This window comes from Brevundimonas bullata (assembly GCF_003350205.1).
Lineage (GTDB): Bacteria > Pseudomonadota > Alphaproteobacteria > Caulobacterales > Caulobacteraceae > Brevundimonas > Brevundimonas bullata.
In genome coordinates this window covers 90,786-108,533 of sequence record NZ_QLLC01000004.1, presented here as the reverse complement: position 1 = coordinate 108,533, position 17,748 = coordinate 90,786, and the positions used below count along the sequence as shown (strand labels likewise).

General features: G+C 65.4%; 19 protein-coding genes. 18 read left to right on the top strand and 1 reads right to left on the bottom strand.

What is annotated here, in order from left to right; all coding sequences use genetic code 11:
• Positions 1-52: 52 nt before the first annotated feature.
• The 18 genes from DXK21_RS03115 (at position 53) to DXK21_RS03030 (ending at position 17,151) form a co-directional block, all read left to right on the top strand.
• The gene (locus DXK21_RS03115; RefSeq protein ID WP_245945082.1) at positions 53-1,231 is read left to right on the top strand and encodes an NADH-quinone oxidoreductase subunit D; all 1,179 of its coding nucleotides are present in this window, start codon (positions 53-55) and stop codon (positions 1,229-1,231) included.
• Entirely contained in the window at positions 1,228-1,902 is a 675-nt protein-coding gene (gene nuoE, locus DXK21_RS03110; RefSeq protein ID WP_114816319.1) for an NADH-quinone oxidoreductase subunit NuoE, read from the top strand. The genes DXK21_RS03115 and nuoE overlap by 4 nt, the downstream gene beginning before the upstream one ends.
• Positions 1,902-2,168 carry a hypothetical protein gene (locus DXK21_RS03105; protein ID WP_114816318.1) on the top strand — a complete coding sequence of 89 codons (267 nt, stop codon included), beginning with the start codon at positions 1,902-1,904 and terminating at the stop codon, positions 2,166-2,168. The genes nuoE and DXK21_RS03105 overlap by 1 nt, the downstream gene beginning before the upstream one ends.
• A 6-nt stretch (positions 2,169-2,174) precedes the next feature.
• Positions 2,175-3,488, top strand: a complete 1,314-nt coding sequence (gene nuoF, locus DXK21_RS03100) for an NADH-quinone oxidoreductase subunit NuoF (protein ID WP_114816317.1) — start codon at positions 2,175-2,177, stop codon at positions 3,486-3,488.
• Between the two features lie 5 nt (positions 3,489-3,493).
• Complete coding sequence (gene nuoG, locus DXK21_RS03095) at positions 3,494-5,539, top strand: NADH-quinone oxidoreductase subunit NuoG (RefSeq protein ID WP_114816316.1); 2,046 nt, start codon at positions 3,494-3,496, stop codon at positions 5,537-5,539.
• Between the two features lie 3 nt (positions 5,540-5,542).
• Positions 5,543-6,619, top strand: a complete 1,077-nt coding sequence (nuoH, locus tag DXK21_RS03090) for an NADH-quinone oxidoreductase subunit NuoH (RefSeq protein ID WP_114816315.1) — start codon at positions 5,543-5,545, stop codon at positions 6,617-6,619.
• On the top strand, positions 6,619-6,843 hold the full coding sequence (locus tag DXK21_RS03085; RefSeq protein WP_162790564.1) for a hypothetical protein: 225 nt from the start codon (positions 6,619-6,621) through the stop codon (positions 6,841-6,843). The genes nuoH and DXK21_RS03085 overlap by 1 nt, the downstream gene beginning before the upstream one ends.
• Positions 6,843-7,046, top strand: a complete 204-nt coding sequence (locus tag DXK21_RS03080) for a hypothetical protein (protein ID WP_114816313.1) — start codon at positions 6,843-6,845, stop codon at positions 7,044-7,046. Before DXK21_RS03085 ends, DXK21_RS03080 begins: the two co-directional genes overlap by 1 nt.
• Positions 7,046-7,537, top strand: a complete 492-nt coding sequence (gene nuoI / locus DXK21_RS03075; RefSeq protein ID WP_040345161.1) for an NADH-quinone oxidoreductase subunit NuoI — start codon at positions 7,046-7,048, stop codon at positions 7,535-7,537. Before DXK21_RS03080 ends, nuoI begins: the two co-directional genes overlap by 1 nt.
• 63 nt (positions 7,538-7,600) lie before the next feature.
• Positions 7,601-8,227, top strand: a complete 627-nt coding sequence (locus tag DXK21_RS03070; protein WP_114816312.1) for an NADH-quinone oxidoreductase subunit J — start codon at positions 7,601-7,603, stop codon at positions 8,225-8,227.
• Entirely contained in the window at positions 8,227-8,535 is a 309-nt protein-coding gene (gene nuoK / locus DXK21_RS03065) for an NADH-quinone oxidoreductase subunit NuoK (RefSeq protein ID WP_105563431.1), read from the top strand. The genes DXK21_RS03070 and nuoK overlap by 1 nt, the downstream gene beginning before the upstream one ends.
• A gap of 14 nt (positions 8,536-8,549) precedes the next feature.
• Entirely contained in the window at positions 8,550-10,631 is a 2,082-nt protein-coding gene (gene nuoL, locus DXK21_RS03060) for an NADH-quinone oxidoreductase subunit L (RefSeq protein WP_170136947.1), read from the top strand.
• 5 nt (positions 10,632-10,636) lie between these two features.
• Entirely contained in the window at positions 10,637-12,124 is a 1,488-nt protein-coding gene (locus DXK21_RS03055) for an NADH-quinone oxidoreductase subunit M (RefSeq protein WP_114816350.1), read from the top strand.
• A 7-nt stretch (positions 12,125-12,131) separates the two neighbouring features.
• Complete coding sequence (gene nuoN, locus DXK21_RS03050) at positions 12,132-13,574, top strand: NADH-quinone oxidoreductase subunit NuoN (RefSeq protein WP_114816310.1); 1,443 nt, start codon at positions 12,132-12,134, stop codon at positions 13,572-13,574.
• Positions 13,575-13,580: 6 nt separating this feature from the next.
• Positions 13,581-14,327, top strand: a complete 747-nt coding sequence (locus DXK21_RS03045) for a biotin--[acetyl-CoA-carboxylase] ligase (protein WP_114816309.1) — start codon at positions 13,581-13,583, stop codon at positions 14,325-14,327.
• Positions 14,324-15,130 carry a type III pantothenate kinase gene (locus DXK21_RS03040; RefSeq protein WP_114816308.1) on the top strand — a complete coding sequence of 269 codons (807 nt, stop codon included), beginning with the start codon at positions 14,324-14,326 and terminating at the stop codon, positions 15,128-15,130. The genes DXK21_RS03045 and DXK21_RS03040 overlap by 4 nt, the downstream gene beginning before the upstream one ends.
• Before the next feature lie 6 nt (positions 15,131-15,136).
• Entirely contained in the window at positions 15,137-16,813 is a 1,677-nt protein-coding gene (locus DXK21_RS03035) for a ribonuclease J (RefSeq protein ID WP_114816307.1), read from the top strand.
• Positions 16,813-17,151: a DUF3088 family protein gene (locus tag DXK21_RS03030; RefSeq protein WP_114816306.1), complete on the top strand. Its 339-nt coding sequence runs from the start codon at positions 16,813-16,815 to the stop codon at positions 17,149-17,151. Before DXK21_RS03035 ends, DXK21_RS03030 begins: the two co-directional genes overlap by 1 nt.
• A gap of 183 nt (positions 17,152-17,334) precedes the next feature.
• Here the strand turns inward: DXK21_RS03030 and DXK21_RS03025 are convergent, their stop codons facing one another.
• A complete protein-coding gene (locus tag DXK21_RS03025; RefSeq protein ID WP_114816305.1) occupies positions 17,335-17,694 on the bottom strand; it encodes a 5-carboxymethyl-2-hydroxymuconate Delta-isomerase in 360 nt (119 codons plus the stop codon).
• Positions 17,695-17,748: the final 54 nt, after the last annotated feature.

Sequence of the window (17,748 nt, the reverse complement as noted above, 5' to 3'; positions counted from 1 at the left end):
GATCGATCCGTTCGAGGACTACGAAGGCGGCCTGACCCCGCACGCGCGGGCGATGGACGACCGCAAGTTCACCATCAATTTCGGCCCGCAACACCCGGCCGCGCACGGCGTGCTGCGTCTGGTGCTGGAGCTGGACGGCGAACTGGTGACTCGCGTCGATCCGCATATCGGCCTGCTGCATCGCGGCACCGAGAAGCTGATGGAGGCGCGCACCTACCTTCAGAACATTCCCTACCTGGACCGGCTGGACTACGTCTCGCCGATGAACCAGGAGCACGCCTTCTGCCTGGCCATCGAGCGCCTGCTGGAACTGGACGTGCCATATCGCGGTCAGCTGATCCGGGTCCTCTATTCGGAAATCGGCCGCATCCTGAACCACCTGCTGAACACGACCATGCAAGCCATGGACGTGGGCGCCCTGACCCCGCCGCTGTGGGGCCACGAAGAGCGCGAGAAGCTGATGGTCTTCTACGAGCGCGCCTGCGGCGCCCGTCTGCACGCCAACTACTTCCGTCCCGGCGGCGTCCATCAGGACCTGACGCCGGAGCTGATCGACGACATCGGTCGCTGGTGCGCCGAGTTCCCGGCCAAGCTGGCGGACATCGAGAGCCTGGTCACTGAGAACCGCATCTTCAAGCAGCGCAACGTCGACATCGGCGTCGTGTCCAAGGAGCAGGCTCTGGCCTGGGGCTTCTCGGGCGTCATGCTGCGCGGCTCGGACATCGCCTGGGACCTGCGCAAGGCGCAGCCCTATGACTGCTACGCCGACCTCGAGTTCGACATCGCTGTCGGCAAGAACGGCGACTGCTGGGATCGTTACCTCTGCCGCATCGAAGAGATGAAGCAGTCGATCCGCATCATGGAGCAGTGCATCCACAAGCTGCGCAACTGCCCCGGCGAGCCGGTCCTGGCCGAAAACAACAAGATCACCCCGCCGCGCCGCGGTGAGATGAAGCGTTCGATGGAAGCGCTGATCCACCACTTCAAGCTCTACACCGAGGGCTTCAAGACGCCGGAAGGCGAGGTCTATGCGGCTGTCGAAGCGCCCAAGGGCGAGTTCGGCGTCTATCTGGTGTCGGACGGCACCAACAAACCCTACCGCGTCAAGCTGTCGGCCCCTGGGTTCCGCCACCTGCAGGCGATGGACTGGATGAACACGGGCCACATGCTGGCGGACGTGTCGGCCATCCTCGGCTCGCTCGACATGGTGTTCGGAGAAGTGGACCGATGAGCGTTCGTCGCCTCGCCAAGGAACAGCCTGAATCCTTCGCCTTTTCAGAGGACACGAAGGCCAAGGCCGAGTGGTGGATCAAGAAGTACCCGGAATCGCGTCGCCAGTCGGCGGTGATCCCGATCCTATGGCTGGTCCAGAAGCAGGAAGGCTGGGTCTCGGAACCCGCCATCCGCGCCATCGGCGAACTGCTGGGCATGGCCTATATCCGGGTGCTGGAGGTCGCGACCTTCTACACCATGTTCCAGTTGGAGCCGGTCGGTAAGACCGCGCTGATCCAGGTCTGCGGCACCACGCCCTGCATGCTGCGCGGCGCCAATGAGCTGATGCGCGTCTGCAAGGAGAAGATCGGCGACAAGGACGTCCTGTCCGCCGACGGTCGCTTCACCTGGCAGGAAGTCGAGTGCCTGGGCGCCTGCTCGAACGCGCCGATGGCCCAGATCAACGACTACTATTACGAAGACCTGACGCCCGAGACGATGGCCCAGATCATCGACGACTTCGCCGCCGGCCAGTCGCCGAAGCCGGGTTCGCGCGTCGGTCGTCACACCTCCGAGCCCGAGGGCGGCGCCCGGGTCCTGACGGACCCGACGCTCTACGACGGCTCGCGGGCCAAGAAGATCAAGTCGCTTCCGAACTCCCAGCCGGCGGCTGAGAAGGCGCCGGCCTGATGACGAGACCGAACCTCGACAGCGATGAGGGCAGGGCGGCCTACCGGGCCGAGCTGCGTCGCGTCGGCTGGCCCCTGCGTTGGGGCGGGCTGGCCTTGATCCTCGTCGCCGCGGGCATGGTGCTGGCGGTCAAGGACGGCAAGTGGCTGTCGGAAGACCTGCTGATCGTCGCCTATGGCCTGCTGGCCGCCGGCTGGGCGCTGGTCGTTACAGCTATTTTCATGCGCACCCGCCACCACAAGCGCCGTCTGGCGGAAGGACTTTAAGGGCTCATGGTCGGAATCCTCGAAGACAAGGATCGCATCTTCACCAACCTCTATGGCTTCCATGACTGGGGCCTGGAGGGCGCGAAGGCGCGTGGGGCGTGGAACGCCACCAAGGACATGCTGGACCTTGGCGGCGACTGGATCATCACCAACGTCAAGAACTCGGGCCTGCGCGGACGCGGCGGCGCCGGTTTCTCGACCGGCCTGAAGTGGTCCTTCATGCCCAAGGAAGTGAAGGATCGCCCTCACTACCTGGTCATCAACGCCGACGAGTCCGAGCCCGCGACCTGCAAGGACCGCGAGATCATGCGTCATGATCCGCACCTGCTGATCGAAGGCGCCCTGATCGCCTCCTTCGCCATGAAGGCCCACGCCTGCTACATCTACCTGCGCGGCGAATACGTGCTGGAGCGCGAGCGCATGGAAGCCGCGGTCAAGCAGGCATATGAGGCCAGGCTGATCGGTGACAACAACGTCCACGGCTGGGACTTCCACGTCTATATCCACCACGGCGCCGGGGCCTACATCTGCGGCGAAGAGACCGCCCTGCTGGAATCCCTGGAAGGCAAGAAGGGCCAGCCGCGCCTGAAGCCGCCGTTCCCGGCCGGCGCCGGCCTCTATGGCTGCCCGACGACTGTGAACAACGTGGAATCGATCGCTGTGGTCGGCACTATCCTGCGTCGCGGCGCGGACTGGTTCGCCAGCTTCGGTCGCCCGAACAACACGGGCACCAAGCTGATGTCCCTGTCGGGTCACGTGAACACGCCCTGCGTCGTCGAAGAAGCCATGTCGATCCCGCTGCGTCAGCTGATCGAAGATCACGGCGGCGGCGTTCGCGGCGGTTGGGGCAACCTGAAAGCCATCATCCCCGGCGGCGCATCCTGCCCGGTGATCACGCGCGAGCAGGCTGAGACCGTGCTGATGGACTTCGACTCCATGCGCGAAATGCGTTCGTCGCTGGGCACCGCCGGCGTGACCGTGATGGACGAGTCGACCGACATCGTTAAGGCCATCGCCCGCATCAGCTACTTCTTCAAGCATGAGAGCTGCGGCCAGTGCACGCCGTGCCGCGAGGGCACGGGCTGGATGTGGCGCGTGCTGGAACGCATGGCCGTCGGCGATGCCGATCCGTCGGAAATCGACCTGCTGCTCGACGTGGCCGGTCAGGTCGAAGGCCACACCATCTGCGCCCTCGGGGACGCCGCCGCCTGGCCCGTTCAGGGTCTGATCCGGCACTTCCGTCACGAGATCGAAGACCGCATCAACACCTACCGCAGCCGCCGCGCGAACTTCGCCGGCCATGCGATCGCGGCGGAGTAATCGTAATGCCTATCGCCAAGGTCAACGGCGTTGAAACCGAGTTCGAACCCGGCATGACCGTGCTTCAGGTCGCCGAGCGCGCCGGGCACGAGATCCCGCGTTTCTGCTACCACGAGCGCCTGTCCATCGCCGGCAACTGCCGGATGTGCCTGGTCGAGGTGAAGCCCGGACCGCCGAAGCCGCAGGCTTCGTGCGCCCTGCCGGCCGCCGAAGGTCAGGAGATCTTCACCGACACGCCGATGGTCAAGAAGGCCCGCGAAGGGGTGATGGAGTTCCTGCTCATCAACCACCCGCTGGACTGCCCGATCTGCGACCAGGGCGGCGAGTGCGATCTTCAGGATCAGGCTGTCGGCTACGGCCGTGACGGTTCGCGCTACGGCGAGAACAAGCGCGCGGTCGAAGAAAAGAACATGGGCCCAACGGTCAAGACGTTCATGACGCGCTGCATCCAGTGCACGCGTTGCGTTCGCTTCATCACCGAAGTGGCCGGCGTGCCGGACATCGGCATGATCTCGCGCGGCGAAGGCGCCGAGATCACGACCTATCTGGAAAAGAACATCGACAGCGAACTGTCGGGCAACGTCAACGACCTGTGCCCGGTGGGCGCCCTGACGCACCGCCCCTGGCAGTACCACTACCGCCCGTGGGAACTGAAGAAGACCGAGACCATCGACGTCATGGACGCCCTGGGCTCGAACATCCGCGCCGACGCGCGCGGCGCCGAGGTCATGCGCGTTCTGCCGCGCGTGAACGAGGGCATCAACGAAGAGTGGCTGTCGGACAAGAGCCGCTACGCCGTCGACGGCCTGGCCCGTCAGCGTCTGGACAAACCCTATGTCCGTGAGAACGGCAAGCTGCGCGTCGCCTCGTGGGACGAGGCGCTGAACGCTGTCGCCTCCAAGATCAAGGCGGCTTCGGCCGACCGCATCGGCGTCATCGCCGGCGACCTTCAGGACGCCGAGTCGATGAAGGCGACGCTGGACCTGTTCCGCGCCCTCGGCTCGGCCAACACCGACTGCCGTCAGGACGGCGCCGCGATCGGGCAGGGGGCTCGCGAGGGCTGGCTGTTCAACTCCGGCCTGCAAGGCATTGAAAACGCAGACGCCATCCTGATCGTGGGCGCCAATCCGCGCACCGAGGCGCCTCTGCTCAACGCCCGCATCCGCAAGGCCTGGCTGAAGGGCGCCGCCGAGATCGGCGTCATCGGCGAACAGGTCGACCTGACCTATGACTACAACTACCTCGGCGCCGGTTCGAAGACCCTGGGCAAGCTGCCCAAGGCCGCTGTCGACTTCCTGACCAAGGCTGAACGCCCGGCGATCATCGTCGGCGCGGGCGCCCTGATCGGCGACACCGGCGCGGCTGTGCTGAACGCCCTGGGCGCGCTGGCCAAGAAGGTCGGCGTGGTCAAGGACGGCTGGAACGGCTTCAACGTCCTGCACACCGCCGCCGCCCGCGTCGGCGGTCTGGACATGGGCTTCGTCCCCGCCGAGGGCGGTCTGGACGTGGCTGGAATGCTCAAGCCGGGCGCGCTGGACGTGCTGTTCCTGCTGGGCGCCGACGAGGTCAACGCTTCGGCCTCGGACGCCTTCCGCGTCTATCTGGGCTCGCACGGCGACCGCGGCGCACACGGCGCCGACGTCATCCTGCCGGGCGCCGCCTATACCGAGAAGTCCGGCCTGTACGTGAACACCGAGGGCCGGGTGCAGATGGCCGAACGGGTCGTCTTCCCGAAGGGCGAGGCCAAGGAAGACTGGGCCATCATCCGCGCCCTGTCGGAACGGGTCGGCCAGAAGCTGCCGTTCGACACCCTGGAGCAGCTGCGCGCCAAGCTGATGGGCGACCATCCGACCTTTGGCCGTATCGACTATCTGGCCCCGGGGGCGTCGTTCGACGTGGCGGCTCTGGGCGCCAAGGGTGATCTGAGCGACGTCGCCTTCGTCTCGACCATCGTCGATCCCTACCTGACCAACCCGATCGCGCGCGCCAGCGAAACCATGGCCGAGCTGTCCGCCGAGCGGACTGCCCCGGTCGTTCTGGCGGCGGAGTAAATCATGGACGCTGCGACCTCCTTCTGGGCCACCCCCCTCGGCTGGACCCTCGCCACCCTCGGCGGCATCCTGATCGTTACGGTCGGGATCCTGATCTCGCTGGCCTTCCTGCTGCTGGCGGACCGCAAGATCTGGGCCGGCGTGCAAATGCGCAAAGGCCCCAACGTGGTCGGCCCGTTCGGCCTGCTGCAGTCCTTCGCTGACTTCTTCAAGTTCGTGCTCAAGGAAATCGTCGTCCCGTCGGGGTCCGACAAGGTCGTCTTCCTGGCGGCGCCGCTGATCACCTTCGTCCTGGCCTTCATCGCCTGGGCTGTGATCCCGTTTGCGCCGGGCTGGGTGATTTCGGATCTGAACGTCGGCATCCTCTACATCCTCGCGATCAGCTCGCTGGGCGTGTACGGCATCATCATGGGCGGCTGGGCTTCGAACTCGAAGTATCCGTTCCTGGGTTCGCTGCGTTCGGCGGCGCAGATGGTGTCCTATGAGGTCTCGATGGGCCTGGTCATCATCAACGTCATCCTGCTGGCCGGGACGATGAACCTGACTGAGATCGTCACCCAGCAACAGGGCGCGTTCTGGAACTGGAACATGTTCGGCGGAGGCGCGGGTACTTGGCCGACGATCATCGTCATGATCCCGATGACCGTGGTCTTCTTCATTTCGGCCCTGGCCGAGACCAACCGTCCGCCGTTCGACCTTCCCGAGGCGGAGTCGGAACTGGTGGCCGGTTATCAGGTCGAATATTCGTCGACCCCCTACCTGCTGTTCATGATCGGCGAATACGCCAACATCGTCTTCATGTGCGCCATGATCAGCCTGCTGTTCTGCGGCGGCTGGAACCCGGGCTTGCCGCAAGCCTGGCTGGACGCGCTGCCGGGCTGGCTCGAGCAAGCCATCTATCTGGTCACGTTCCTCGCCAAGATCGTCTTCTGGTTCTTCATGATCGCCCTGACCAAGGCCTTCGTGCCGCGCTACCGCTATGATCAGCTGATGCGCCTGGGCTGGAAGATCTTCCTGCCGACGTCGCTGATCGCCGTGGTGGCCGTGGCGGCCTGGCGCGTCTTCGCGGTGGGTGCGTGATGGGCGTTCGCGCCACATCATTGCTTGCGCTGGCCCTCGTCGCCGGCCTGTCGGCCTGCACCTTCAAGCCGATGGACCCCGCTGCACCCGAGAGCGCAGCCGCGCGGCTGGAACGTGTCGAGCGCGAACGCCGCGACGATGCGGACAAGCGCGCCTATTGCCAGCGGCTGTCGCGCGATGATCCGCGCTTCGATCGCGACGACTGCAAGCGGCAGGTGAACTGATGGCCCGCGCCCTCATGATCCTGCCGCTTCTGGTCGTTCTCGGCGGCTGCGCCTCGTATGAGGCCGATCCCGTCTCGGTCTATCAATGGGAACGCAAGGTGGAGCGTATTCAGCGTGAAGACGCTGAACGTGTGCGCATCTGCGCAACCCTCGACAAGGAAAGCGCGCGCTATGAACGCGACTGCGCCGGAGTGAAATCGTAATGCTGACCCGTATCGTTCAGGCGGCCAAGGGCGCGATGCTGACCGACGTGTTCGGCGCCGTCGGCCTGTCGATGAAGTACATGATGAAGCCGAAGGCGACGGTGAACTATCCGTTCGAGCGCAACCCGCAGTCGCCGCGCTTCCGCGGCGAACACGCGCTGCGCCGCTATCCGAACGGCGAAGAACGCTGCATCGCCTGCAAGCTGTGCGAGGCCATCTGCCCGGCGCAAGCCATCACCATCGAGGCCGAACCGCGCGCCGACGGCAGCCGCCGCACGACGCGCTACGACATCGACATGGTCAAGTGCATCTACTGCGGCCTGTGCCAGGAGGCCTGCCCGGTGGACGCCATCGTCGAGGGACCGAACAGCGAGTTCGCCACCGAGACGCGCGAAGAACTGCTCTATGACAAGGCCCGACTGCTGGACAATGGCGACCGCTGGGAACGGCTGATCGCGAAGAATCTGGAACTCGACGCTCCGTATCGCTAAACCGAGCCGCGATTCCGCCATGGGATCGCAGCGCAAGATTTTGAAGGGGGCTTTGTCCCACCCATGCTGCAAGGCATAGCGTTTTATCTTCTGGCGACGGTCGCCGTGGTTTCGGGCCTTCTGGTCGTGACCGCGCGCAATCCCGTGCACTCCGTCCTGTGGCTGATCCTCAGCTTCTTCTCGGCCGCCGGCCTCTTCGTCCTGCTGGGCGCAGAGTTCCTGGCCATGCTGCTGGTGGTCGTCTACGTCGGCGCCGTCGCGGTGCTGTTCCTGTTCGTGGTCATGATGCTGGACGTCGACTTCGTCCGCCTCCGCGAAGGCTACGCCCGCTACCTGCCGTTGGCGGGGATCGTCGCCGGCGTCCTGCTGGCCGAGATGATCATGGTGTCGATCACCGTGGTGCAGGGCGGGGCGGCCAAGGCCGCGATCGGCCCGGTCGTCGCCACCGCTGACGCCACCAATATCGAGGCGATCGGCCGCGTTCTCTACACGGACTACGTCTACTTCTTCCAGGCTGCGGGCATTGTGCTGCTGATCGCCATGATCGGCGCCATCGTCCTGACCCTGCGTCACCGCCCCGGCGTGCGTCGCCAGGACCTGGCCGTGCAGGCCAACCGCGAACGCGCCAAGGCCGTCGAGGTCAAGTCGGTTTCTACCGGCCAGGGCGTCACCCCCGAGGAGCTTCTGTGATGGACATCTCGCTCCAGCACTATCTGGCGGTCGCCGCCATGCTGTTCACCATCGGGGTGTTCGGCATCTTCGTGAACCGCAAGAACGTCATCATCATCCTGATGTCGGTCGAGCTGATCCTGCTCGCGGTGAACATCAACTTCGTCGCCTTCTCGACCTACCTCAACGACGTGTCGGGTCAGCTGATGGCCATGTTCGTCCTGACCGTCGCCGCGGCTGAAGCCGCCGTCGGCCTGGCGATCCTCGTGACCTTCTTCCGTAACCGCGGCGATATCGCGGTTGACGACGCCTCCGTGATGAAGGGCTGATCGGAACCGTGACTATCCAGACTCTCGTCACTCTCGGCGTCTTCGCCCCCCTGCTGGGGGCGATGATCGCCGGCTTCTTCGGTCGCAGGATCGGGAACATCGTCTCGCAGTCGGTCACGACCGGCCTGCTGTTCTTCTCGTGCGCGATCTCGTGGATCGTGTTCAGCCAGTGGACCTGGGGCGGGCTCGAAGCCTTCACCGTCCACATCGCGCCCTTTATCCACGTCGGCGACTTCCAGTCGAACTGGTCGATCCGCGTGGACGCCATGTCGGCCACCATGCTGATCGTGGTGACGACGGTGTCGTCGCTGGTTCACCTCTATTCCTGGGGCTACATGGCCGAGGACGACAGCCGTCCTCGCTTCTTCGCCTACCTGTCGCTGTTCACCTTCATGATGCTGGCGCTGGTGACGGCCGCCGACTTCCTGCAGATGTTCTTCGGCTGGGAAGGCGTGGGTCTGGCCTCCTATCTGCTGATCGGTTTCTGGTACAAGAAGGACACCGCCTCGGCCGCCGCCATCAAGGCCTTCGTGGTCAACCGCGTGGGCGACTTCGGCTTCCTGCTCGGCATGATGACGATCTTCTGGATGTTCGGCACGATCCAGTTCGCCGAGCTGTTCCCGCAGATCGCCGGCAAGGTCGGCACGGGCTGGGAATTCCTAGGCTACACCTGGTCGGCGCTGGACCTGGCGGGTCTGCTGCTCTTCATCGGCGCCATGGGCAAGTCGGCCCAGTTCTTCCTGCACACCTGGCTGCCGGACGCCATGGAAGGCCCGACGCCCGTGTCGGCCCTGATCCACGCGGCGACCATGGTCACCGCCGGCGTCTATATGGTCTGCCTGCTGTCGCCGCTCTATGAGCACGCGCCGACGGCGTCGCTGTTCATCGCCATCATCGGCGGCATCACGGCCATCTTCGCCGCGACCGTCGGCATGATGCAGAACGACATCAAGCGGGTCATCGCCTATTCGACCTGTTCGCAGCTGGGCTACATGTTCTTCGCCGCGGGCGTGGGCGCCTATCAGCCCGCCATGTTCCACCTGTTCACGCACGCCTTCTTCAAGGCTCTGCTGTTCCTGGGCGCCGGTTCGGTGATCCACGGCATGCACCACGAGCAGGACATGCGGAACATGGGCGGCCTGTGGAAGCTGCTGCCCGTGACCTATGCGGTCATGATGATCGGCACCATCGCCATCACCGGCCTGGGTCTGCCCGGCGTTGGCGGCTTCGCCGGCTTCTATTCCAAGGACTCCATCATCGAGAGCGCCTATGCGGCGGCGACGTCGGGCCACTCGGCTGCGGGCATGTTCGCCTTCGTCATAGGCATCTCGGCGGCCCTGCTGACGGCCTACTATTCGTGGCGCCTGGTCTTCATGACCTTCCACGGCACGGCCAAGTGGAAGGACGACGGCCATCACGCCGCCGACGACCACGCGTCGCACGCCCAGCTGGAGACGCACGCCGAACCGCTGTCCAGCCATGACGCTCATGACGATCACGCGCACGACGACCATCACCATCGTCCGCTGTCGCCGCATGAGAGCCCGCTGCCCATGGTCGTGCCGCTGCTGGTGCTGTCGATCGGCGCCGTGTTCGCGGGCATGATCTTCGCCCCGCACTTCATCGGTCATCATGAGGCCGAGTTCTGGCGCGGCGCCATCTTCGTCGGCAGCAACAACCACGTCCTGCACGAGAGCCACAACGTCCCGACCTGGGTGAAGTGGTCGCCGCTGGTCGTGACCCTGCTCGGCACCTTCGCCGCCTTCTGGATCTACGTCCTCAAGGAAGGCGTCGCCAAGCAGTGGGCCGACCGCAAGGGACCGCTGTGGACCTTCCTCTACAACAAGTGGTTCTTCGATGAGCTGTATGACGCCGTCTTCGTGAAGGGCGCCAAGGCGCTCGGCGACTTCTTCTGGAAGATCGGCGACGTGAAGATCATCGACGGCCTCGGCCCCAACGGCGCCGCTTGGGCTTCGCTGAAATCGGCTGGCTGGCTGTCGCGCTTCCAGTCCGGTTTCGTCTACTTCTATGCATTCGTGATGCTGATCGGCGTGGCTGCGTTCCTTGCCTTCGCCATCTTCACGTGGGGAGCCTGAGCCTCGTGCCTCACATTCTGAGCATCGTCACCTTCCTGCCGCTGGTCGGCGCCGGCCTGCTGCTTCTGGCCGGCATGATGAACAAGGGCGGTCAGGACGCCGCGGCTCCGGCCGCGCGCTGGATCGCCCTGGGCACCACGCTGGTGGTGCTGGCTGTGTCCGTCCTGCTGGTGGCCCAGTTCGATCCGTCGAACCCGGCCTATCAGTTCGTTGAAAACTACGCCTGGTTCGCCGGCGCCGGTTATCACCTGGGCGTGGACGGGATCTCGATCCTGTTCGTCCTGCTGACCGCCTTCCTGATGCCGATCTGCATCGTTGCCAGCTGGAAGTCGATCGAGACGCGCGTCGTCGAATACATGATCGCCTTCCTGGTGCTGGAGACCCTGGTCATCGGCGTCTTCACGTCGCTGGACCTGTTCCTCTTCTACATCTTCTTCGAAGGCACCCTGGTGCCGATGTTCCTGATCATCGGCATCTGGGGCGGGGCGAACCGCATCTACGCCTCGTACAAGTTCTTCCTCTACACCCTGCTGGGGTCGGTGCTGATGCTGCTGGCCATGCTGTGGATGGCCCATGAGACGGGCACCACCAGCATTCCCGAGCTGAAGCAATACGCCTTCGATCCGGCTGTTCAGCCGATCCTGTGGCTGGCCTTCTTCGCCTCTTTCGCGGTCAAGATGCCGATGTGGCCGGTCCACACCTGGCTGCCAGACGCCCACGTTCAGGCCCCCACGGCGGGTTCGGTCATCCTGGCCGGCATCCTGCTGAAGCTCGGCGGCTACGGCTTCATCCTGTTCAACCTGCCGATGTTCCCGCAGGCGTCGCAGATGTTCACGCCCCTGGTCTTCACCCTGTCGGTGATCGCCGTGGTCTATACGTCGCTGGTCGCCTTCCGTCAGACCGACATCAAGAAGCTGATCGCCTATTCGTCGGTCGCCCACATGGGCTTCGTGACCATGGGCATCTTCGCGGGCAACGACACGGGCGTTCAGGGCGCGGTCTTCCAGATGCTGAGCCACGGCCTGATCTCGGGCGCGCTCTTCCTCTGCGTCGGCGTGGTCTATGACCGGATGCACACGCGTGAGATCGCCTTCTACGGCGGCCTGACCGCGCGCATGCCCTGGTATGCGGCCATCTTCCTGATGTTCACCATGGCCAACGTCGGCCTGCCGGGCACCTCGGGCTTCATCGGCGAAGTGCTGACGATGACCGGCGCCTATCAGGTCTCGACCTGGACGGCCCTCGTGGCGGCCTCGGGCGTCATCTTCTCGGCGGTCTACGCCCTGACGCTGTTCCGCAATGTCATGTACGGCGAGATCAAGAACCCGGCGCTGCAGACCATCACGGACATCGACAAGCGCGAGCTGCTGATCTTCGTGCCGCTGATCGTGGGCACCATCTGGCTGGGTCTCTATCCCAACGCCGTCCTCGACTACACCGGGCCGACCGTTGAGGCCCTGACGACCGCCTATCGCGCAGCCATTGGCGGGTGAGAGCATAATGACTGATCTGTCTTCCGCCCTTCAACTCGCCGCCCCGGAGCTGACCCTTGCGGTCGGCGGGCTGGTGCTGCTCATGCTCGGCGCCTTCACTGGCGAGAAGTCGACGCGCCTGATCTCGGGCCTGTCGATCCTGCTGCTGGCCGCCGCCTCGGTCTTGGCCGCAGTCGGCCCGCTGGGCACGGCCTTCAACGGCGCCTATGTGGCCGACCCGCTGGCCGTCTACGGCAAGGTCGCCATCTTCCTGTCGGCGGCGGTCGCCATCGTCCTCGGCGACGGCTGGATTCACCGCAACGGCATCGCCAAGTTCGAGTACCCCGTCCTGATCGTGCTGGCCTCGGTCGGCATGTCGATGATGGCTTCATCGGGCGACCTGATCTCGCTCTACATCGGCATCGAGATGCACTCGCTGGCTCTGTACGTCCTGGCCGCCTATCACCGCGACAACCTGAAGGCTTCTGAAGCCGGCCTGAAGTATTTTGTCCTGGGCGCCCTGTCGTCGGGCCTGCTGCTCTACGGCGCCAGCCTGATCTACGGCTTCGCCGGTTCGATGCGCTTCGTCGACATCGCCGCCTTCGCCACCGCCAACCCTGGCCCGGGCCTGATCTTCGGCCTGGTCTTCCTGATCTGCGGTCTGGCGTTCAAGGTTTCGGCCGCGCCGTTCCACATGTGGACGCCTGACGTCTATGAAGGCGCCCCGACCCCGGTCGTGGCCCTGTTCGCCACGGCGCCCAAGATCGCCGCCATGGTCCTGATCATCCGCGTCCTGGTCGAAGGCTTCGGCGTCGCCCACGGTCAATGGGCCCAGGTCATCATCCTGATCTCGCTGATCAGCTTCGCCGTCGGTTCGTTCGGCGGTCTGATGCAGAAGGACATCCAGCGCCTGCTGGCCTATTCCTCGATCATCAACATCGGCTACGCCCTGTTGGGCGTGGCGGCGGGCACTGAAGCCGGCGTTCAGGCCACGCTGATGTTCATGACCCTGTACGCCATCGACCAGTTCGGCTTCTTCGCCGTCCTGCTGTCGCTGAGCCGCAATGGTCGTCCGATCCGCAAGATTTCCGACCTGGCCGGGCTGAAGAAGGATCGCCCGCTGCTGGCGGTCGCCCTGACCATCCTGTCGCTGTCGGCTGTCGGTATTCCGCCGATGTCGGGCTTCTGGGGCAAGTTCTTCGTCTTCGGCGCCGCCGCCGACGCGGGCTACTGGATGGCCGGCGCCGCCGGTCTGGTCGCCTCGGTCGTGGCCGGCTTCTACTACCTGCGCATCATCAAGGTGATGTGGTTCGATGCCGCCGAAACCGAGGTCGTCACCGACAAGTCGCCGCTGGAAGCCAAGTGGATCGCGCTTGTGGCCGCCGCCTTCTGCTTCCCGCTGGTGATCGTCGCCCTTACGTGGCTGGAGCCGCTGACCCGCGCCGCCGCCTCGGGCGTCGGCGTCGGGTAAGGGCGCTTGACGGCCCCGGTCCTGATCCTCGACGAAACCGACTCCACCAACGCCGAGGCGCGACGCCGCGCCGAGGCGGGCGAGGTCGGACCGCTGTGGATCGCGGCGCGGCGGCAGACGGCTGGCCGTGGCCGTCGCGGACGCCAGTGGGGCAGCGACAGCGGCAATCTCTTCACCTCGCTGCTGTTGCTGACGCAGAAATCGCCCGCCGAAGCGGCCCAACTGACCTTCGCCGCCTCGCTGGCGGTGGCGGACCTGCTGGACCGCTATGTCCCACCGGCCCTGGTCACGATAAAATGGCCCAATGACGTGCTGCTGGACGGTCGCAAGACCTCCGGCATTCTCATCGAGTCCGGCCCGGCCCCTTCAGGCGGCCTGTGGCTGGCGGTCGGGATCGGCGTGAACCTGAGCCAGACGCCGGGCGAGACCGAACGGCCGGCTACCTGCATCGCTGAACATCTGGCGCATGGCGTCGTTTCGCCGCCGTCGGTGGATGAGGCCGCCAAGGCTCTGGCCGAGACCTTCGGCGTCTGGCTGGATCGCTGGACGACGCTGGGCTTCCAACCCATTCTCGACGCCTGGATCGCGCGGACGCCCGGTCTGCACGGCCCCTGCACGGCGCGACTGACGAACGAGACCCTGATCGGCACGGCTGACGGGGTCGAGGCGGACGGTTCGCTGCGCCTGAAACTGCCGGACGGACGCTTGCGCGTGATCTCCGCCGGCGATGTCTTTTTCGGAGAGGCCGCCTGATGCTGCTGGCGATCGAGCAAGGCAACACCAACACACTGTTCGCCGTTTACCACGGCAATGAATGGATCGCCCAGTGGCGCACGGCCACCGACGCCATGCGCACGGCGGATGAATACGCCGTCTGGCTGCACCAACTGTTCGAGATGGGCGGGGCCAAGCTGAGCTCAGGCCTCAGCATGAAGGATCTGGATGGCTGCATCATCTCCAGCGTGGTGCCGCAGTCGATCTTCAACCTGCGCAACCTGGCGCGGCGCTACATCCACGTCGAACCCCTGGTGATCGGCGAGAACGTCAACCTCGGCATCGAGGTTCGCATTCCCAAGCCCAGCGAGGCCGGGGCGGACCGTCTGGTCAACGCCATCGGCGCGCTGCAAGTCTATGAGGGCGACCTGCTGCTGATCGACAGCGGCACGGCCACGACCTTCGACGTGGTGTCGGGCGGAGCCGAGCGGGGGCAGGGCGCCTTCGAGGGCGGACTGATCGCGCCCGGCATCAACCTGTCGCTACAAGCCTTGCACGAAGCGGCGGCCAAGCTGCCGCGCATCGCCATTCAACGCCCCGAGGTCGTCATCGGGCGCGACACCGTCACCTCCATGCAATCCGGCGTCTTCTGGGGTTATATCGCCCTGATCGAAGGGCTGGTGGACCGCATCAAGGCCGAGTGGGGCAAGCCCATGACGGTCGTCGGCACCGGCGGCGTCGCCTCGCTGTTTGAAGGCTCAACCCAATCAATCGACCGGTTCGATCCGGACCTGACTATCCGCGGCCTACTCGAAATCTGGCGGCGGAATACCCACCTTTAGGGACGCATGACAAAGAAAACTCAAAACGACGAACTCGTCTTCCTGCCGCTGGGCGGCTCGAACGAGATCGGTATGAACCTCAACGCCTATGGCTTCGGCCCGGCGCATGACCGCAAATGGATTCTCGTCGACGTCGGCGTGACCTTCGGCGATCCCTCCACGCCCGGCGTGGACGTGATCGTGCCCGATCCCTCCTTCCTGGAAGGCGAGACCATCCTGGGCATCGTGCTGACGCACGCCCACGAAGACCACATCGGCGCCCTGGGCTGGCTGTGGCCGCGCATTCAGGCACCGCTGTATGCGACGCCCTTCACCGCCTATCTGATCCGTGAAAAGCTGCGCGACGCCAATATCCTCGATGACGTCGAACTGAACGAAGTGCCGCTGGGCGGTGCCGTGAACCTGGGTCCGTTCGACGTGACCTATGTGACGCTGACCCACTCGATCGCCGAGCCGAACGGTCTGGCGATCAAGACGCCGCTGGGCACGATCCTGCACACCGGCGACTGGAAGATCGACGACGATCCCGTCGTGGGCGACCGCACCGACGTGGAGGCCATCAAGCGTCTCGGCGACGAAGGCGTGCTGGCCATGGTCTGCGACAGCACCAACGTCTTCGTGGAAGGCTCAGCCGGGTCCGAAGGCGATGTGAAGGTGGCGATCGCCGACCTGATCAAGGACCTGAAGGGCCGGGTCGCCGTCGGCTGCTTCGCCTCCAACGTCGCCCGCATGGACAGCGTCATCCGCGCCGCCGAGGCCGCCGGCCGCCGCGTGGCCCTGGCCGGTCGTTCGATGCACCGCATCACCGCGGCTGCCAAGTCGGTCGGCATGCTCAGCGATGTGAAGCCCTTCCTCAGCGAGCAGGAAGCCCGCGTCTGGCCCGCCGACGAGATCCTGTATCTTTGCACCGGCAGCCAGGGCGAAGTCCGCGCCGCCCTGTCACGCGTGGCCGAGGGGACCCACCCCTTCATCCGGCTGGGCAAGGGCGACCACTGCATCTTCTCGTCGCGGGTCATCCCCGGCAACGAGCTGTCGATCGGCCGCCTGCAAGACAAGATGGCCGACAAGGGCGTGCGCCTCTACACCGAGAAGGACCATCCGGGCATCCACGTCTCCGGCCACCCGTGCCGTGACGAACTGCGCCAGATGTACGGTTGGGCCCGTCCGCAGATTGCGGTGCCGACCCACGGGATGCGCCGCCACCTGATGGAGCACGCCATCCTGGCCAAGGAAATGCTGGTCCCGGAAACCGTGACCCCGCGCAACGGCGACATGGTGCGTCTGGCCCCCGGGCCCGCGGCCATCATCGACGAAGTGCCCTCGGGCCGTCTGTTCGTCGATGGCGGTATGCTGGTCGAGGAGGCGGGCGAGGCCCTGCGCGAGCGTCGGCACGCGGCCTCCAACGGCGTCCTGGTCGTCAGCTTCGCCATGGACAAGCGCGGCAAGATCGTCAGCGACATCGACGTGCGCGGCATCGGCCTGCCAGGCGACGAGGACCGTCCTCTGGGGGACATCCTCGACGATCTGGCCGAGCGTGCCGAACAGGCGGTTCGCAAGCTGAAGGGCGATGCGCTGGACGATGAACTGGTGGTCGAACAGGCCGTCAGCCGCGTGCTGAAAAAGGCCAGCCAGCAGATCTGGGACCGTCGTCCCATCGTCGAAACCGTCATCCTGCGTCTGTAATGACGGATCGGCTTTATCTGCTGAACGCTGACTGGTTCGACGATCAGGGCGGGCCCTGGTACTGCCCGCCCGGCGCCCGGATCGAGGGCGTTCTGAGCCTCTATCCCCGTCTGCGCGAGCAGGTCCAGGTCACGCACCTGGACCACCCGCGTCCGCGCGCCGCCGTGGTGGCCGAGGTGGGGGAGGCCAACCAAAGCTGCCCGCTGCTGGTGCTGGACGGCGAGTTCGACTGGCCGGACGCCCAGGTCAGCGCAGAGATCGGCGCCCGGTTCTTGCAGGACGACGACATCCTGCCCTACTGGGCCGCGCGGTACGGGATCGGGCGTCCGCATCCCTGACGCTGTCCTTCTCCCGATGGGAGAAGGTGGCCCGAAGGGCCGGATGAGGGTTGGCGATATCCGTCGGCGTAAGCCGCTGCGGCTGACGCCGACGGACGCCTTCGACCCTCACCCTTTCGCCTGACCAATCGCTACGCTCTTGGAGGCTCAAGCCCTCTCCCAGCGGGAGAGGGCTTTGTCTCGTCAGCCTTCCAGCGTGACCTTCCGATAATTGTCCTTGTCCAGCGCCCCGATCTCGACCGAAATCTGCGCCGGGCCGTCATAGGCCTTTACCCCCGCCAGCAGCGCCGCCTGAACCGCTTCGCCCAGCGCCGTCTTCTGTTCCTGCGTCCGTCCGGTCAGGATGCGCAGGTCGCAGTGGACCATGGCCTGGGCCGGGTCGCCGTCGGCGATGATCAGGTCGTCGCAGCGCACGATGCGCGTCTTGCAGGCCTGGGTCGTCGCGCCGACCAGGTCCACGCACAGCTGATGGATCTCCAGCGCCAGGGCGCGCCAATCTGTCCCGTCGAAATGGGGGGAGTGTTCCAGGGTGATCTGTGGCATGAGGGCGTCCTTGTTTCGCGCCCTTCCTTAGCCCGCGCCTGACGTGAGCGGAAT

What these genes read in the sequence shown, in the direction of transcription:
- DXK21_RS03035 (WP_114816307.1), top strand. Translation starts at nt 15,137, where the DNA reads ATGACAAAGAAAACTCAAAACGACGAACTCGTCTTCCTGCCGCTGGGC.
- nuoI (WP_040345161.1), top strand. Translation starts at nt 7,046, where the DNA reads ATGCTGACCCGTATCGTTCAGGCGGCCAAGGGCGCGATGCTGACCGAC.
- DXK21_RS03070 (WP_114816312.1), top strand. Translation starts at nt 7,601, where the DNA reads ATGCTGCAAGGCATAGCGTTTTATCTTCTGGCGACGGTCGCCGTGGTT.
- DXK21_RS03115 (WP_245945082.1), top strand. Translation starts at nt 53, where the DNA reads ATGGACGACCGCAAGTTCACCATCAATTTCGGCCCGCAACACCCGGCC.
- nuoF (WP_114816317.1), top strand. Translation starts at nt 2,175, where the DNA reads ATGGTCGGAATCCTCGAAGACAAGGATCGCATCTTCACCAACCTCTAT.
- nuoH (WP_114816315.1), top strand. Translation starts at nt 5,543, where the DNA reads ATGGACGCTGCGACCTCCTTCTGGGCCACCCCCCTCGGCTGGACCCTC.
- DXK21_RS03030 (WP_114816306.1), top strand. Translation starts at nt 16,813, where the DNA reads ATGACGGATCGGCTTTATCTGCTGAACGCTGACTGGTTCGACGATCAG.
- DXK21_RS03105 (WP_114816318.1), top strand. Translation starts at nt 1,902, where the DNA reads ATGACGAGACCGAACCTCGACAGCGATGAGGGCAGGGCGGCCTACCGG.
- nuoK (WP_105563431.1), top strand. Translation starts at nt 8,227, where the DNA reads ATGGACATCTCGCTCCAGCACTATCTGGCGGTCGCCGCCATGCTGTTC.
- DXK21_RS03085 (WP_162790564.1), top strand. Translation starts at nt 6,619, where the DNA reads ATGGGCGTTCGCGCCACATCATTGCTTGCGCTGGCCCTCGTCGCCGGC.
- nuoN (WP_114816310.1), top strand. Translation starts at nt 12,132, where the DNA reads ATGACTGATCTGTCTTCCGCCCTTCAACTCGCCGCCCCGGAGCTGACC.
- nuoG (WP_114816316.1), top strand. Translation starts at nt 3,494, where the DNA reads ATGCCTATCGCCAAGGTCAACGGCGTTGAAACCGAGTTCGAACCCGGC.
- nuoE (WP_114816319.1), top strand. Translation starts at nt 1,228, where the DNA reads ATGAGCGTTCGTCGCCTCGCCAAGGAACAGCCTGAATCCTTCGCCTTT.
- DXK21_RS03080 (WP_114816313.1), top strand. Translation starts at nt 6,843, where the DNA reads ATGGCCCGCGCCCTCATGATCCTGCCGCTTCTGGTCGTTCTCGGCGGC.
- DXK21_RS03025 (WP_114816305.1), bottom strand. Translation starts at nt 17,694, where the DNA reads ATGCCACAGATCACCCTGGAACACTCCCCCCATTTCGACGGGACAGAT.